The sequence below is a fragment of the Streptomyces sp. NPDC013317 genome (assembly GCF_055563155.1).
This window is the reverse complement of the sequence record NZ_JBVHDX010000013.1, coordinates 113826-129257: the sequence shown is the minus strand read 5'-3', so window position 1 is coordinate 129257 and position 15432 is coordinate 113826. Positions and strand designations below refer to the sequence as shown.

Below are 15432 nucleotides of genomic sequence, written 5' to 3'. Positions count from 1 at the left end.
GATGTTTGGCTCATCCTTCCACGCCGTGCCTCAGCGCCGCATCGCACATTTCCATGGTCCGTCGCCGCTGATCCGGAGCAGTCCCGGACCGGTCAGGGGCGCGCTGACACGGACCTCGCCGATCGCGTCGACGAGGAGTTCCTGGTCCTCCGCGTCGTACTCGGGCTCGCGCGCGGGGGTGTGCCGGTGGACGGTGACGTTCGACGCGCCGTGGTGGGAGAAGTCGAGGACCCCGGGCGGCCCGTCGTAGACGACGAGGTCGTGGGCGTGGCCCTCGATGTGGCTGTCGAAGCGGCGGGCGTGGTCGAGCGGGAGGACGCGCAGGGTCCAGGGGGTGTCCGCGTCGACCCGCAGCGTCAGCGGCCGGTCGGGTGGGACGACGGCGACGGTCCGGGCGCGGACGTCGTCCTCGTAGGCCATGAGCAGGAAGTCCTCGACGCGGCCGTGGGCGTCGCAGGACTCGATGGTGGTGGAGATCGAGTGGTACGACTCGATCTCCAGGAGCGCCCAGCAGCCGGGCGGAAGGGCGGGGTCGCAGCGCACGGTCTCCTTGCCGCGCCCCTGGTGGACGGAGGGCCGGAAGGTCACCGAGAACGGATCGGCCACCGCGCGTACGGGGGTCGCGGGCACGCCGTACCCCTGGTCGCGGACGGGCGAGGGCGGCGGGATGTAGCCGGGGCCCGGGATCGGGGCCGGCGGGGCCTCGACCACGATGCCGAAGTCCGTCGCGAGGCCAGCGAGACCGGAGGCGTACCCCTGCCCCACCGCGCGGAACCTCCACCCGCCCTCCCGCCGGTGGAAGACACCGAGGACGAACGCCGTCTCGGTCGTGGCGTCCCCGGCGACGACGTACGCGACGGGCGCGCACGAGAGGTCGGTGACCCGCATGTCCAGGCCCCGCACCTGTCCGAAGGAGCCGCCGTCCACCGAGGCGGCGACCACCACGCGGTCCACGCCCGGCTCCAGCCGCGCGAGGTTCAGCCACAGCCAGTCCGCGGCCGCGCTGCCCGGCACGCCCGGAGCCGACTTGCCCAGATGCCGTACCGCGCCGGAGGGGTGCGTGGTGTGGTTGTAGAAGACGAGGTCCGCGTCTCCCCGTACCCGTCCGCCGCCGTCGAGCAGCAGCGCGGAGACGTCCACCTCGGGCGCGCCGGGCACGGTCTGCCAGGTGACCGCGACCTGGAGGGCCTGGGTGGGCACCGGGAGGTCGGCACCCATGGGCAGCTGGGTCATGGTCGGATCCTGTCACCCGGAGGCCCGGCTTCGAACGCGTTGTCCGAATTCCGCCGGACCGTGACCGCGGGACGACGGGGCCGGACCGCCGGAGGGGCTGCCCCGTCGGGCCGGGCCGCGAGGGGACGGAGAAGGGGGCGGCCGCCCTCCCGGACGCCGAAGGGGGCGGCCGCCCTCCCGGACGGCCGCCCCCTTCCCGTACGGAACGGCGTCAGCCCTTCAGCTCCGCCGCGACCAGCTCCGCGATCTGCACCGCGTTGAGCGCGGCGCCCTTGCGCAGGTTGTCGTTGGAGAGGAAGAGCGCGAGCCCGTTGTCGACCGTCTCGTCCACCCGGATGCGTCCCACGTACGAGGCGTCCTTGCCGGCCGCCTGGAGCGGGGTCGGGATCTCGGAGAGCTCGACGCCCTCCGCGTCCTTGAGCAGCTCGTAGGCGCGCTCGACGCTGATCGGACGCTCGAAGCGGACGTTGACCTGCAGCGAGTGGCCGGAGAAGACCGGGACGCGCACACAGGTGCCGGAGACCTTCAACCCGGGGATCTCCAGGATCTTGCGGGACTCGTTGCGGAGCTTCTGCTCCTCGTCGGTCTCGAACGTGCCGTCGTCGACGATCGAGCCGGCCAGCGGCACCACGTTGAAGGCGATCGGACGCTTGTAGACGGCGGGCTCGGGGAACTCCACGGCCTCACCGTCGAACGCCAGCTGGTCGGCGGTCTCCGCGACCGCGCACGCCTGGGTGCGCAGCTCGGCGACGCCCGCGACGCCCGAGCCGGAGACGGCCTGGTAGGTCGTGGCGACGAGCGCGGTCAGGCCGGCCTCCTGGTGGAGCGGCTTGAGGACCGGCATCGCGGCCATCGTGGTGCAGTTCGGGTTGGCGATGATGCCCTTGGGGCGGTCCTTGATCGCGTGCGGGTTGACCTCGGAGACCACCAGGGGGACCTCGGGGTCGCGGCGCCAGGCGGAGGAGTTGTCGATCACGACGGCGCCCTGCGAGGCGACCTTCTCGGCGAGCGCCTTGGAGGTCGCGCCGCCTGCGGAGAACAGGACGATGTCCAGGCCCGTGTAGTCGGCGGTGGAGGCGTCCTCGACCGTGACCCCGTCGACTACGGTGCCGGCGGAGCGGGCGGAGGCGAAGAGCCGCAGCTCGTCGACAGGGAACTTCCGCTCGGCCAGGATGGCGCGCATGACTGTGCCGACCTGACCGGTGGCTCCGACGATTCCGACCTTCACGGGGACTCCTCCGTACGTTTGTGCAGGCTGCTGCCGTCCATGATGCGTATGTCCCTGCCCGCCTTGTCCAATCCATTGTCCGAGGACCGGGACGGGTGAGGTGACCGACACGACACGCGGACGGAGACGGGGAAGGGGCGGGCACCGGTTCCGGTGCCCGCCCCTCACTCGTACAGCGGTGTTACGGGGTGACCTTGCCGATCACGACGCTGCCGGCGCCCGCGGCGGTGCCGCGCGCGTTCAGCAGCTGGACCTCGCCGAAGAACTGCCGGCCCTCGGGCGCGGCACCGGCGACCAGCACCTCGGCGGCGACCTTGGCGGTCGCGCCGCTGGCCAGCGGGTAGCTCTTGGACGCGTCGACCTGGACGCTGCCGAGCGCGGCCGAGTAGTACACGTCCTTGTAGTCGAAGGTCGTACCGCCCTCGGCCTGCACCGAGTAACCGTCGATCACGATGGTGTAGGTACCGGCGGCCGGCTTGACCAGCGAGACGGCCTCCTCCGAGTCGCCGTCGGCGGCCTGACCCACCTGGACGCCGTCGCGCAGGACCGTGAGGTCCAGGTCGGCGGCCTTGTCCGAGGTGTTGCCGATCGCCACGTCCAGCCGCTCGACGCCCTCACCGATGGTGACGGTCTTGATCTGCTGCTCGTGGTGCTTGATCGTCGGCGTCTCGACCTTGGCCGAGCCCAGCGAGCCGCCCTTCAGCTTGCCGTCGATGCCGGCGAAGGTGTTGGTGACGGTCCACTCGACGGCGGCCGGCGTGCCGACCTTCGCCTCGGGAACGGTCTGGACGGCCGGGTCGAAGTCGGCGCCCAGCACCGAGACGTCCAGCTTGAACGGGTTGTCCAGGTCGGGCGAGGTGCGGCGCGCCTCGACCTCGATCTCCCAGACGCCCGGCGTCGGGTTGGCGTACGAACGCAGGTCCGCACGGCAGCCGTTGCCCGGGTTGTAGTGCGGGTAGCACACGTTGGACGCGGTGGACTCGAAGGCCACGCCGTACGGGTGGATCGAGATGAACCGGGTCTGGCTCTTCTCCTTCAGACCGCCGAGGGCGACCTCGAGGGTCTTGGCGCCCTCCGGCACGGTGACGAAGTACGACTTGTGGCTGTTGCGCTGGACCGAGCCGGACGCGGAGAAGCCGTAGCCGGGCGCGGTCAGGTCGCTCGCGACGACCGAGGTGGCGAGGATCTGCTTGTCCACGCCCTCGGTGCGGTCGTCGTCCGCCTCCAGGATCACGCTGTGCACGCCGGCCGAGGCCGGCCGGGCCTGGATCTTGACGGTGACCGGCTGGTTCAGCGGCAGGTCGACCTCGTCGTCGCCGAGGATCCGGAAGGTGCCGTCGTTGTTCTTCAGCTCCAGCTCGTGCTCGATGGCCCGGTTCGGGCCGGTCGTGCGCGTGATGGTGACGTCGTAGACCTTCTTCTGGCCGACCTTGAGGCCGCCCTCACGGTCGTACACACCGGTGCCGGTGTGCGGGGCCGGGAAGATCGCGGTGTCGACCGGAGCCTCGACCTTGTACTCGTGCGCCGTGGCGCCGTCCTTGATCGACTCCCAGGCGTCGTTGATGTCGATCAGACCCGAGCCCTGCTCGTGGGCCGCGACACCGGAGATCCGGTCGGCGGTCGAGGTGAGCGCGGTGCGCAGGGTGAGCGGCGAGAGCTCGATGCGCTTCTGCTTCGCGGCGGAGAGCAGCAGCGCGCTCGCGCCCGCGACCTGCGGGGAGGACATCGAGGTGCCGTTGAGCATCCCGTAGCCGGCGGGCAGCGCGTAGCCGGACTCGGGCACGCCGGCGCCGGCCTGCCAGGTCGGGATGGTGTTCACGGCCGAGCCCGGACCGGTGATGGTCGGGGTGAAGCCGCCGTCCTCACGCGGACCGCGCGAGGAGAAGGGGAACATCGCGTACGACTTGGTGACGGCCGAGCCGTAGTTGGCGGCCCAGGTCGACTTGGAGATCGCCGCGCCGACCGAGATGACCTTGTCGGCCAGGCCGGGGTCGCCGATCGTGTTGATGCCCGGACCGGAGTTGCCGGCCGAGATCACCAGCTGCACGCCGTACTGGTCGATCAGACGGGTGTAGAGGCGGGCGCGGACGTTGTCGCCGTCGTTCTGCGCGGGCAGACCGCCGATCGACATGTTGACGATGTCGACGCCGCGGTTGACGACGAGGTCCGTCATGCCCTCGGTGAGAGCGGTGTTGGTGCAGCCGCCGGTCCAGGTGCAGGCGCGCGAGGAGACGATCTTCGCGCCGGGCGCCGCGCCGTTCATACGGCCGCCGAAGAGGCCCTTGGCCGCGGTGATGCCGGCGACGTGCGTGCCGTGCGAGGACTCGACGACGCCGATGTTGACGAAGTCGGCCTTCTTGCCGACCCAGGTCCCGCCGAGCGGGTCCATCGCCACGTCCTTGCGGATCTCGACGACGAACGGCGTCTTCTCGACGACCTCGGTGGCCGGGTTGTCGGTACCGAAGTAGCCGACCTGGTGCCCGTCCTTGTACGGCTTCATCGGCGCGTTGTCCGTGAAGTCGTTGTTCTGGTCGGTGTCGACGCGGACGGTGCCGGCGGCCGGGTCGTACAGCATGCCGAAGAGGTCGGCCGTGTCGCCGTCGCGGTTGATGTCACCGGCCGGGTCGCCGCCCGCGGTGATCGCCTCGTTGAAGCGGCTGAACTGGTAGGAGCCCTCGGGCGCCTTCCAGGACTGCGAGGAGGCGGAGAAGACCGGGCCCGCGACCGGGGTGATCTGGGCGCGCCAGGTGGCGTCGCCCTCGGTCAGCGGGTCGGTGGCGGTGACCCAGTCGACGATCTTGCGCTCGCCGGTGGTGGTCTTCTGCAGCGCCGGGTGACCGAGGTCGACACCGGAGTCGAGGATGCCGATGGTCACACCGCGGCCGTCGGCCCGGGGGTTGTCCTCGACGAACTCGACGGCGCCCGTCTCGTGGGACGGGTTGTACGGGTTCTTCGCCGGGGTGTTCCTGCCCGGGGCCGGGTACGTCTGCGTGACGGTCGTGCCCTCGACGGCACCGGTGGTGCCCGAGTCCGGGGTCGGGTCGTCCAGCTTGATCTCGGCCTGGAGGTCGATCGACTGGACGGAGGAGAGCTTGGTGGCCGCCGCGATGGCGGCCTCCGCCTTGGCGGTCGGCAGGGTCGCGCGGACGTAGCCGAGCTTGTCGTTCTGCTTGCCCACCGAGGCGCCCTGGACGGCGTCGAGCTGGCCGGCGACCTGCTCGGTGGAGCCGGGGGCGGTGGCGACGAGGATCGTGACGTTCTTCTCGCCGGCGGCCTCGGCCTCGGTGAGGCGCTGGGCGTCCGTCGGGCCGAGCTTGTCGGCGGAGTCGGAGGACTTGACCGGAGGGATGGTCGCCGGGTCTTCGGCGGCCAGGACCGGAGCGGCACCGGCCGCGACGAGCGCGGTCACGAGTCCGGCGGCCGCCGCGATGCGGGCGGCCCGTCTGTGTCCGGGGGTCGAGCGCCCGGGTATGGAGCTCTGAGATTCGGGGGTGGTCATTTACATCCCTGTTTGTGAAAGAAGAGGGTCCGGATTTCGGTACCGGATGACCGCTCAGCCTTTCGCAAGTGACAGGGGTTTGTGGAGAGTTGTCAGGTGGCGGGATGTGCTGATGGCGCACATCCGCCACCGCGCGGCGTACGCCATCGGGAATGAATCGCCCTCAAGCGGGGCGAGTTGGCCGGTCGGTTAGTTTTCCTTTGTACGAGCGTAGTGACGCGAGGCCTTGGCCCGGTTGCCGCAGACCGCCATCGAGCACCAGCGGCGGGTGCCGTTCCGTGAGGTGTCGAAGAAGTGCAGGATGCACGCCTCGTGGGCGCAGGACCGGATCCGGTCCGGTGCGGTCCGCAGCAGGTCGAGATAGTCGCGGGCCGCCGTCCAGCCCGGGCCCCAGGCGGCGTCCGCGAACTCGGGCAGCTCGCCCGGGCCCTCGGCGGTGAGGGTGGCGCGGATGCGGCCGTGGCCCAGCACGGCGTCGACGCGGGCGGTCGCGGCGGGGTCGCCGGGCCGGTCGACGAGGCCCGCGAGGGCGTCGCGGGCGGCGAGCGTGTGGCGGAGCGTCGCCGCGTCGGCGGCGAAGCGTCCGTCGAGTGCGTTGGCCCGGAGCCAGACGGCAAGTCCCCCGGTGTCCGTGAGCAGATCCTGGCGCGCGCCGTCCAGCATCCAGCGGGTGTTGAGCAGGTCGAGGGAGACGGGTTCACCGACCAGGGGGCGAGGGTCGGAAACGGTCATGGCGGACATCCTCCTCGTAGAACTAACCCCTCAAGGTTACGTGACTGGTTGCACAGTCGCTTTCTAACCTCTAATGTCTATCTCAGAGGTTAGTACTCGCCATGTCGAGAGGGGAACCGCCATGTCGGCGATCGGAACGCTGGTCACCAACCACATCGGGCTCAACGTCACGGACCTGGAGCGCTCGCTCGACTTCTACGGGAACGTGCTGGGCTTCGAGGTGCTCGGCGAGGGCAAGGAGGACGGGCGGCGGTACGCCTTCCTCGGCCAGGGGGGCAAGCTCGTCGTCACGCTCTGGCAGCAGGCGGAGGGCGGATACGACTCCGGGCGCGCGGGTCTGCACCACCTCGCCTTCGAGGCCGAGTCGATCGAGCGGGTCAAGGCGGCCGAGGCGGCCCTGAAGGAGCGGGGCACCGAGTTCGCCTACGAGGGCGTCGTCCCCCACTCCGAGGGCGGCTCCTCGGGCGGCATCTTCTTCCACGACCCGGACGGCACCCGCCTGGAGATCTTCGCCCCCACGGGAGCGGAAGGCACGGAAGCCCCCACCGAGGGTGCCCCGACCTGCGGCTTCTTCTAGCAGGCCCCCGTTGTGAACGCGCTGCCCGCGCCGGGGCCCGCACCCCGGGCCCCGGCGCGGGCGCCACACGAAAGGCCCCGATCATGGATCCGTACAACCCGGGCTCCCGCGCCATCCAGGAACGCGTCGGGGTCACCGGCATCGCCGACCACATCGGCCGCTCCATCAGCGACGGCATCCGCCCCGTCGCCGCGGCCTTCCTCGAACTCCAGCCCATGCTCGTGCTCGCCGCGGCGGATGCCGACGGGCAGCTCTGGAGCACCCTGCTCACCGGCACCCCGGGCTTCGCCAGGGCGACCGGCCCGCACACGATCTCCGTGGCCGCCCCGCCCCCCGCCCCCGGCCCCACCCCCGTCGGGACGATCGCCCTGGACCCCCGTACCCGCCGCCGTATGCGCCTCAACGGCGTCGCCCGCCCCAGCCCGCGCGGCTTCACCGTCGAGGCGGAGCAGGTCTTCTCCAACTGCCCGAAGTACCTCCAGAAGCGCGAGCTGTACGCGCCGGATCCCGCCAACCCGCCCGGAGACCCGCTCCACGGCACCGCACTCACCCCCGCCCAGGAGCGGTTCGTACGGGCCGCCGACACCTTCTTCATCGCGACCACCGCCCCCGACGGCGTGGACGCGAGCCATCGCGGCGGCAACCCCGGCTTCGTCCGGGTCGACGCGCCCACCGAGCTGAGCTGGCGGGACTATCCCGGCAACGCCATGTTCCTGACGCTCGGCAACCTCGAGTCCGACGACCGAGCCGGGCTCCTCTTCGTCGACTGGCGGACCGGCACCACGCTCCAGCTCTCCGGCACGGCCCACACCGACTACGGCCCCGACGACGTCCGCGTCAACCGGTTCCACGTCCGGCGGACCGTCGAGATCCCGTCCGCGAGCCCGCTGCGCTGGTCGGAGCCGGAGTACTCGCCCGCCAACCCGCCCCTTCCCCAGGACCCCGCATGACCACAGCCACCCCCGCCCGGCCCCGCCCCTGAGCTCGCGGGCGCCCGGGCGACCGGGCGGACATACCCCGTGCACTGGTTCTAACCTCGGCTCATGAAACAGGAGTTGAGGGTGGCGGCCTACGCCGTGTGTGTCCGTGACGACGAGATACTCCTCGCCCGCTGGGTGAACAGCGTCGGGGAGCGGCGGTGGACCCTGCCGGGCGGCGGGATGGACCACGGCGAGGAGCCGGTCGACACCGTCGTCCGCGAGGTCGAGGAGGAGACGGGATACCTCACCGAGCCGGTCGCCCTCCTCGGCATCGACTCCATCCGGCGAGGCTGGATCCGCCGGTTCGCAGGGCCCGGCGACTTCCACGGCCTGCGGATCATCTACGAGAGCCGGATCACCGGAGGCTCCCTGCGCAACGAGACCGGCGGCTCCACCGACCTCGCCGCCTGGCATCCGCTCGCTTCCGTCCAGGACCTCACCCGTGTCGAGCTGGTCGACATCGGGGTGCAGTTGTGGCGCGATCGACCGCCCGTCGGCCGGTCCAGCCTCGCCGATCCCGGAAACGGCTGAATTCCGCTCAACCACCGCGGCCCGCTCAACCGCCCCGCCCCCCGCCGGGTCCCCTCCCGTGACCGCAGGACGCCACACGACACCAGGGGGAACCCGCATGACATCCGTACGCGCCGCCCGCACCGTCCTCGCCGCCACCGCCGTGGCCGCCCTCACCGCCGGAGCGCTCGCCGCGCCCGCCGTCGCGGCCACCGCGCCGAAGAAGCCCGACCACACCGCGACCCAGCGGGCCCTCGACGCGGCCGTCGAGGAGGGCGTGCCGGGCGCCGTGGCCCAGGCCCGGACCGGTCGCGGCTCCTGGACCGGAACCGCCGGCGAGCGCGGGGGCGAGGACCGCTACCGGGTCGGCTCCATCACCAAGACCTTCGTGGCGACCGTCCTGCTCCAGCTCCAGGCCGAGGGACGGCTCGACCTCGACGACCCCGTCGAGAAGTGGCTGCCGGGCGTGGTCCGTGGCAACGGCCACGACGGCCGCACGGTCACCGTCCGCCAGCTCCTCAACCACACCAGCGGCATCTACGACGTCACCTCCGACCCCGGTTTCCAGCAGAAGGTCTTCGGCCCGGACTTCCTGAACAACCGCTACGACACCTGGACCCCCGAGCAGCTCGTCGCGGTCGCCATGACCCACGCGCCGGACTTCGCCCCCGGTACCGACTGGAGCTACTCCAACACCAACTACGTCCTCGCGGGCATGGTGATCGAGAAGGCGACCGGCCGCCCGTACGGCAAGGAGGTCGAGCGGCGGATCGTCAAGCCCCTGAAGCTGCGCGCCACCAGCGTGCCCGGCACCACCGCGACGATGCCGGAGCCGAGTTCACGGGCGTACTCGAAGCTGTCCCAGGACCCGGACTCGACGACGGTGTACGACGTCACCGAGCTGAACCCGTCCCTCGCCCACGCGGCGGGCGAGATGATCTCCGACTCCAACGATCTGCAGACCTTCTACCGGGCCCTGCTCAAGGGGAAGTTGCTGCCGAGGGCCGAGATGCGCGAGATGACGCGCGCCGTTCCGGTCGGCGCCGAGGCGCCGGAGCTCTCCTACGGCCTCGGGCTGATGCGGGCCAAGCTCAGCTGCGGCAAGGAGGTATGGGGTCACGGCGGAGGCATCCACGGCTCGTCCTCGCAGGCCGTCGCCACCCGCGACGGCCGCCACTCGCTCGCCATGAACTTCAACGCCGACTGGGCGGGGGACAGCCAGACCGTCGTCGAGGCCGAGTTCTGCGGCCGGGACTGACACTCAGCGGGGCAGGACGACGACGTAAGCCGCGGGCTGCCGGTCCGTCGCGGCCATCAGGGCCGTACGGACCACGGTGGCCTGCTGGTCCATCGCCTCGCGCAGCTTGCGCGGGGTGATGTGGACGACCGTGATGCCGAGCCGCTCCAGGTGCTCGCGCTTACGGGTGTACTCCGACCAGAGCGCGTCGTCGTCCTGCCGGGGCGCCCGGGTGTCCAGCTCCACCGCCACCGCCTGGTCCGGCCAGTAGGCGTCCAGACCGCCGAGGTGCGGACCGCCGGGCAGCCGCAGATCCACGTTCCACAGCGGGTCGGGCAGGCCGAACTCCCGCACCATCTCGTAGAGCCGCTCCTCCGCGAAGCTCCGGCCCTCCGCGAGCAGCGAGTCGACGGCGTCCACCACGTGCGGCCGGTTGAGCAGCCGCGCCCGGTTCAACTCCCGTACCACAGCACCGGGTTCGCAGTGACCGCCGCGCACGGCCTCGGTGAGCAGCCGGCGCACCACCCCCGCGTCGGTCAGAGCGGACACCGCGTCGGCGAGCGCGCGGGCGACCGGCGCGACGGGCACACCGGCGATGTCCAGCGGCTCGGGCGACTCCGGGGCGCGCACCACCCGCACCCAGCCGGTGGAGCGCAGCCTGCGGGTGCGCGGGACGAGCACGTCGATACGGTCCACCGCGGTCAGCGGGGGAGCGGAGGAGAAGCGGTGCAGGGCGAGCGCGGCCAGACCGGTGATCATCGCCTCCGGGCCCTGGCCGGCCGCCCCGGCGCCGGGGCGCGCGGCGTGGAGCAGCGCGGCCCTCAGCCGGTCCTCGCTGGTGGGCTGCCCGGGGCCGAGCAGGAAGACGCCGGGCAGGATCTGCTGCCACTCGCCGCCCGGCCGGCAGTGCGCGGCGATGTCGGCGCCGGAGAGCCCCTGGTCGCGCAACTGGGAGGTGGACGCGACGCGTTGGCGCTCGTCGGTCAGGGAGGGGAGGGGGAGGGGCCGGGGGGTGATGGGGGTGTTGTGGTTCATGCCGGGGGTCTTCCGCTCCCCGGGCCCCCGCTAACCGCTGTTACACGCGCGTCGCCAAACCGGGACATCCTCGTCCTAAAGTACGCACGTTCGACTGCCGACAATGCACGACCACCACCTCCCGCACATGCCGGAGCGCGGCGCCCCCACGAGGGCGCCGCGCTCCGGGGGCCGTGCGGGTTACAGGCCGCCGTCGCAGGCCTGCGCGCGCAGTGCGCGCGCCAGGTCGTCGCGGCCCTCCAGGACCAGGCGGCGCAGTGCCGGCGCGGCCGACTCATGGGCGGCGAGCCACGCGTCCGTCGCGGCCAGGGCCCCCTCGCCGTGGAGCGCCGGGAACAGCCCCCGCACCACGTCCATACCGATCTGGATCGAACGGTCCGCCCACACCCGCTCCACGGCGGCGAAGTACTTCTCCGCGTACGGCGCGATCAGCTCCCGCTGCGACGGCTGGACGAAGCCCGCGATGGTCGCCTCCACCAGCGCGTTCGACAGCGCGTCCGACTCGACGACCTGCGCCCAGGCCTGGGCCTTGACCGCCGCCGACGGCCTGGCGGCCAGACAGCGAACCTGGTGGCGCTTGCCGGTCGCCGTGTCGTCGAGGGCCAGCTCCTCGGCGATCCGGGCCTCGTCCGCCCGGCCGTGCGCGGCGAGCGGCTCCAGGAACGCCCAGCGCAGCTCCTGCTCGACGTCCAGACCGTCGATCTTCGCCGTGCCGTCGAGGAGACCCTCCAGGAGCTGGAAGTCCGCCTCCGAGGCGGCGGACGCGGCGAAGAACCGCGCCCAGGTCAGCTGGTGCTCACTGCCCGGAGCGGCGAGCCGCAGCTCCCGCAGCCCGCCCTCGGCGAGCAGCCGGCCGCCCTCCGCGCGCCACTCGGGCGCCGCGAAGTTCGTGACCGCCGAGCGCGCCCAGGCGTGGACCATCTGGAGGACGCCGATGTCCGTCTCCCGGCCCGCGAAGCCGAGGGCCACCGCCACGAAGTCCCGGGCCGGCATCAGGCCGTCGCGCGTCAGGTTCCACAGCGCCGACCAGCACAGCGCCCGCGCCAGCGGATCCGTGATGTCGCCCAGGTGCGCCCGCAGGGTCGCGAGCGAGCCCTCGTCGAACCGGACCTTGCAGTAGGTGAGGTCGTCGTCGTTGACGAGGACCAGGTCCGGCCGCTCCGTCCCCGCGAGCTCGGCCACGACCGTCCGCGCGCCGACGACGTCGGCCTCGGCCCGCGCGTACCGCACGAGCTCGCCCTCCGCCGAGAGCCGGTAGAGCCCCACGGCCGCCCGGTGCGGGCGCAGCTCGTCGCCGGCCTGGACGACGGCCAGCTCGGTGATCCGGCCCTCCGCGTCGTACGTCACCTCCGGCGCCAGTGTGTTGACGCCCGAGGTCTGGAGCCAGGAGCGCGACCAGCCCTTCATGTCGCGCCCGGAGGTCTCCTCCAGCACGGACAGCAGGTCGGTCAGGCGCGTGTTCCCGTACGCGTGGCGCTTGAAGTAGCGCCGCGCGCCCTCGAGGAACGCGTCCCGGCCCGCGTACGCCACGAGCTGCTTCAGGACGGAGGCGCCCTTGGCGTACGTGATGCCGTCGAAGTTCAGCTTGGCGTCCTCCAGGTCACGGATGTCGGCCGTGATCGGGTGGGTGGACGGCAGCTGGTCGGCGCGGTACGCCCAGGACTTGCGGTTGTTGGCGAAGGTCACCCAGCTGTTGGTGAAGCGGGTCGCCTCGGCCAGCGAGAAGGAGCCCATGAAGTCGGCGAAGGACTCCTTCAGCCAGAGGTCGTCCCACCACACCATGGTGACGAGGTCGCCGAACCACATGTGCGCCATCTCGTGCAGGATCACGTTCGCCCGGCGCTCGTAGGCGGCCTGGGTGACCTTGCCCCGGTAGATGTACTCCTCGCGGAAGGTCACCATGCCCGGGTTCTCCATCGCGCCGAGGTTGTACTCGGGGACGAAGGCCTGGTCGTACTTCCCGAAGGGGTACGGGTAGTCGAAGTTGTCGTGGAAGAAGTCGAACCCCTGCTTGGTGATCAGGAAGACGTCGTCCGCGTCGAAGTGCCTGGCGAGCCCCTTGCGGCACATCGCGCCGAGCGGGATCTCCAGCTCGGACCCGTCGGCCAGCGTGCGCCGGTAGGTGTCCGTCACGTAGTGGTACGGCCCCGCGACGACGCAGGTGATGTACGTCGAGATCGGAGCCGTCTCCGCGAAGCGCCACACGCCCTGCGCGTCCCGCTCCCCGGCGCCGTTGCTCCACACCGTCCAGCCCTCGGGCGCCGTCACGGAGAACAGGTGGGGGGCCTTCAGGTCGGGCTGCTCGAAGGTGGCGTACACCCGGCGGGCGTCGGCCGGCTCGTACTGCGTGTAGAGGTAGACCTCGCCGTCCTCCGGGTCGACGAAGCGGTGCATGCCCTCGCCCGTCCGGCTGTAGGCGCACTGGGCGTCGACCACGAGCACGTTCTCGTCGGCCAGGCCGTCCAGGGCGATCCGCGCGCCGTCGAAGACGGCGGCCGGGTCGAGCGGGCGGCCGTTCAGCTCGACCGAGGTGACGGCAGGCGCGATCAGGTCGACGAAGGTGGATGTGCCCGTACCCGTACGACGGAACCGGATGGTCGTCACCGAGCGGAAGGTGCGGACCTCCTCGCCGGACTCCCCGACCGCCGAGCGCAGGTCCAGGGCGACCTCGTACCCGTCGACGGACAACAGCGCGGCCCGCTCGCGGGCCTCGTCGCGGGACAGATTCTCTCCGGGCACGGTCACTCCTTCGTGGCTCGTTCGAAACAGCACCGATCCTCCCATGTGGAGCTGACACCCGACACGCGGGAATGCCTTCACCGGCCGGGGGTGTTCCTCCTCCGGCGCATGGACATCCGTCCGCATAGACATCCGTCCGCATAGACGTCCGTTCCTGAGGAGTGACATGTCCGAGAGCAGGACCACCGCCGACTTCTGGTTCGACCCGCTGTGCCCCTGGGCCTGGATGACCTCCCGCTGGATGCTGGAGGTGGAGAAGGTCCGTCCGGTCGACGTCCGGTGGAAGGTGATGAGCCTGGCCGTCCTCAACGAGGACAAGCTGGACGAGCTTCCGGCCGAGTACCGCGACATGCTGGAGACCAAGGCATGGGGCCCGGTCCGCGTGGTCATAGCCGCCCAGCAGCAGCACGGCGACGAGGTCGTCGGCAAGCTCTACACCGCGCTCGGCACCCGCTTCCACAACAACGGCGAGGGCCCGACGCGCGAGGCGATCGCGGCGGCCCTCGCGGACGTCGGCCTGCCGGCCGACCTCGCGGACTACGCCGACAAGGACACGTACGACACCGAGCTGCGCGCCTCCCACAAGGAGGGCATCGAGAAGGTCGGCCAGGACGTCGGCACGCCGGTCATCTCCGTCCCGGGCGCCGACGGCGACGAGGTCGCCTTCTTCGGCCCGGTCGTCACCCCGACCCCGCGCGGCGAGGCGGCGGCCCGGCTCTGGGACGGCACGCTGCTCGTGGCGGCGACGCCCGGCTTCTACGAGATCAAGCGCACGCGGACGGCGGCGCCGAGCTTCGAGTAGGACGGCCGTCCGTACGGGCGGGCCCCCGCGGTTCACGTCACCGCGGGGGCCCGCCCTTCTTCCGCCTGCCCGGTGAAGGTTGAGAAGACGATCACGAGCAGGACGTTCCTCAGATGCCGATGAGCGGGGTGCGTCCCTTGGCGTCCGTGTAGCGCTTCTGCACGTCCTGCCAGTTGACGACCTGCCACATGGCCTCGATGAAGTCCACCTTCTGGTTCTTGTACTGCAGGTAGAAGGCGTGCTCCCAGGCGTCGAAGACGAGGACCGGGACCGAGCCCTGGCCGACGTTGCCCTGGTGGTCGTAGACCTGCTCGACGATCAGCCTGCCGCTGATCGGCTCGTACGCGAGGACACCCCAGCCGGAGCCCTGGGTGGTCGCGGAGGCCTTGGTCAGCTGGGCCTTGAACTTGGCGAAGGAGCCGAAGGACTCGGTGATCGCGTCGGCGAGGTCGCCCACGCCGTCGGCCGCGAGCGGCTCGCCGCCGCCGCCGTCCTTCGGGCTGTTCATGTTGTTCCAGTAGATCGAATGCAGGATGTGGCCGGAGAGGTGGAACGCGAGGTTCTTCTCCAGGCCGTTGATCGAGCCCCACTGGTCCTTGTCGCGCGCCTCTTCCAGCTGCTCAAGGGTGTCGTTGGCGCCCTTGACGTACGCGGCGTGGTGCTTGTCGTGGTGCAGCTCGATGATCTGGGGGTTGATCACCGGCTCCAGAGCCGCGTAGTCGTACGGCAGTTCCGGAAGGGTGTAGATCGCCATGTGCCGAGCCTCTCGCTGCTTCTGAGTTATTGCAACCTCTATGCAAGTGCAGGCTAGCAGCAGGTGTGTCCGAAGTTGATCAGTCCTCGGTCCTAGGACCCGTGGC

12 protein-coding genes are annotated in these 15432 nt (G+C 71.2%); 5 read left to right on the top strand and 7 right to left on the bottom strand.

Annotated features, from left to right (window positions below):
* Window positions 1–30 precede the first annotated feature (30 nt).
* The 4 genes from ACZ3IJ_RS28955 to ACZ3IJ_RS28940 all read right to left on the bottom strand — a co-directional run bounded on the left by ACZ3IJ_RS28955 (window position 31) and on the right by ACZ3IJ_RS28940 (window position 6692).
* Complete coding sequence (locus ACZ3IJ_RS28955; protein WP_467472844.1) at window positions 31–1233, bottom strand: TerD family protein; 1203 nt, start codon at window positions 1231–1233, stop codon at window positions 31–33.
* A 211-nt stretch (window positions 1234–1444) separates the two neighbouring features.
* Window positions 1445–2461 carry an aspartate-semialdehyde dehydrogenase gene (locus tag ACZ3IJ_RS28950; protein ID WP_391797309.1) on the bottom strand — a complete coding sequence of 339 codons (1017 nt, stop codon included), beginning with the start codon at window positions 2459–2461 and terminating at the stop codon, window positions 1445–1447.
* 181 nt (window positions 2462–2642) lie between these two features.
* Complete coding sequence (locus ACZ3IJ_RS28945) at window positions 2643–5960, bottom strand: S8 family serine peptidase (protein ID WP_467472843.1); 3318 nt, start codon at window positions 5958–5960, stop codon at window positions 2643–2645.
* Window positions 5961–6149: 189 nt separating this feature from the next.
* On the bottom strand, window positions 6150–6692 hold the full coding sequence (locus ACZ3IJ_RS28940; protein WP_467472842.1) for a CGNR zinc finger domain-containing protein: 543 nt from the start codon (window positions 6690–6692) through the stop codon (window positions 6150–6152).
* A gap of 121 nt (window positions 6693–6813) precedes the next feature.
* Here ACZ3IJ_RS28940 and ACZ3IJ_RS28935 point away from each other — a divergent pair, with 121 nt between their 5' ends.
* The 4 genes from ACZ3IJ_RS28935 to ACZ3IJ_RS28920 all read left to right on the top strand — a co-directional run bounded on the left by ACZ3IJ_RS28935 (window position 6814) and on the right by ACZ3IJ_RS28920 (window position 10017).
* A complete protein-coding gene (locus ACZ3IJ_RS28935; RefSeq protein ID WP_467472840.1) occupies window positions 6814–7269 on the top strand; it encodes a VOC family protein in 456 nt (151 codons plus the stop codon).
* A gap of 83 nt (window positions 7270–7352) precedes the next feature.
* Entirely contained in the window at window positions 7353–8219 is an 867-nt protein-coding gene (locus tag ACZ3IJ_RS28930; RefSeq protein ID WP_467472838.1) for a pyridoxamine 5'-phosphate oxidase family protein, read from the top strand.
* Window positions 8220–8312: 93 nt separating this feature from the next.
* Entirely contained in the window at window positions 8313–8780 is a 468-nt protein-coding gene (locus ACZ3IJ_RS28925; RefSeq protein ID WP_467472837.1) for an NUDIX hydrolase, read from the top strand.
* A gap of 97 nt (window positions 8781–8877) precedes the next feature.
* Complete coding sequence (locus ACZ3IJ_RS28920; RefSeq protein WP_467472835.1) at window positions 8878–10017, top strand: serine hydrolase domain-containing protein; 1140 nt, start codon at window positions 8878–8880, stop codon at window positions 10015–10017.
* A 3-nt stretch (window positions 10018–10020) separates the two neighbouring features.
* On the opposite strand, the gene ACZ3IJ_RS28915 is transcribed toward ACZ3IJ_RS28920, so the two are convergent.
* Complete coding sequence (locus tag ACZ3IJ_RS28915) at window positions 10021–11031, bottom strand: hypothetical protein (protein ID WP_467472833.1); 1011 nt, start codon at window positions 11029–11031, stop codon at window positions 10021–10023.
* Between the two features lie 180 nt (window positions 11032–11211).
* Window positions 11212–13770, bottom strand: coding sequence for an aminopeptidase N (gene pepN / locus ACZ3IJ_RS28910; protein WP_467472831.1), 2559 nt, complete (start codon window positions 13768–13770; stop codon window positions 11212–11214).
* Window positions 13771–13936: 166 nt separating this feature from the next.
* Between pepN and ACZ3IJ_RS28905 the strand changes: the two genes are divergently transcribed.
* A complete protein-coding gene (locus ACZ3IJ_RS28905) occupies window positions 13937–14572 on the top strand; it encodes a mycothiol-dependent nitroreductase Rv2466c family protein (RefSeq protein ID WP_467472828.1) in 636 nt (211 codons plus the stop codon).
* A gap of 109 nt (window positions 14573–14681) precedes the next feature.
* Here the strand turns inward: ACZ3IJ_RS28905 and ACZ3IJ_RS28900 are convergent, their stop codons facing one another.
* Complete coding sequence (locus tag ACZ3IJ_RS28900; RefSeq protein WP_391797320.1) at window positions 14682–15326, bottom strand: superoxide dismutase; 645 nt, start codon at window positions 15324–15326, stop codon at window positions 14682–14684.
* Window positions 15327–15432: the final 106 nt, after the last annotated feature.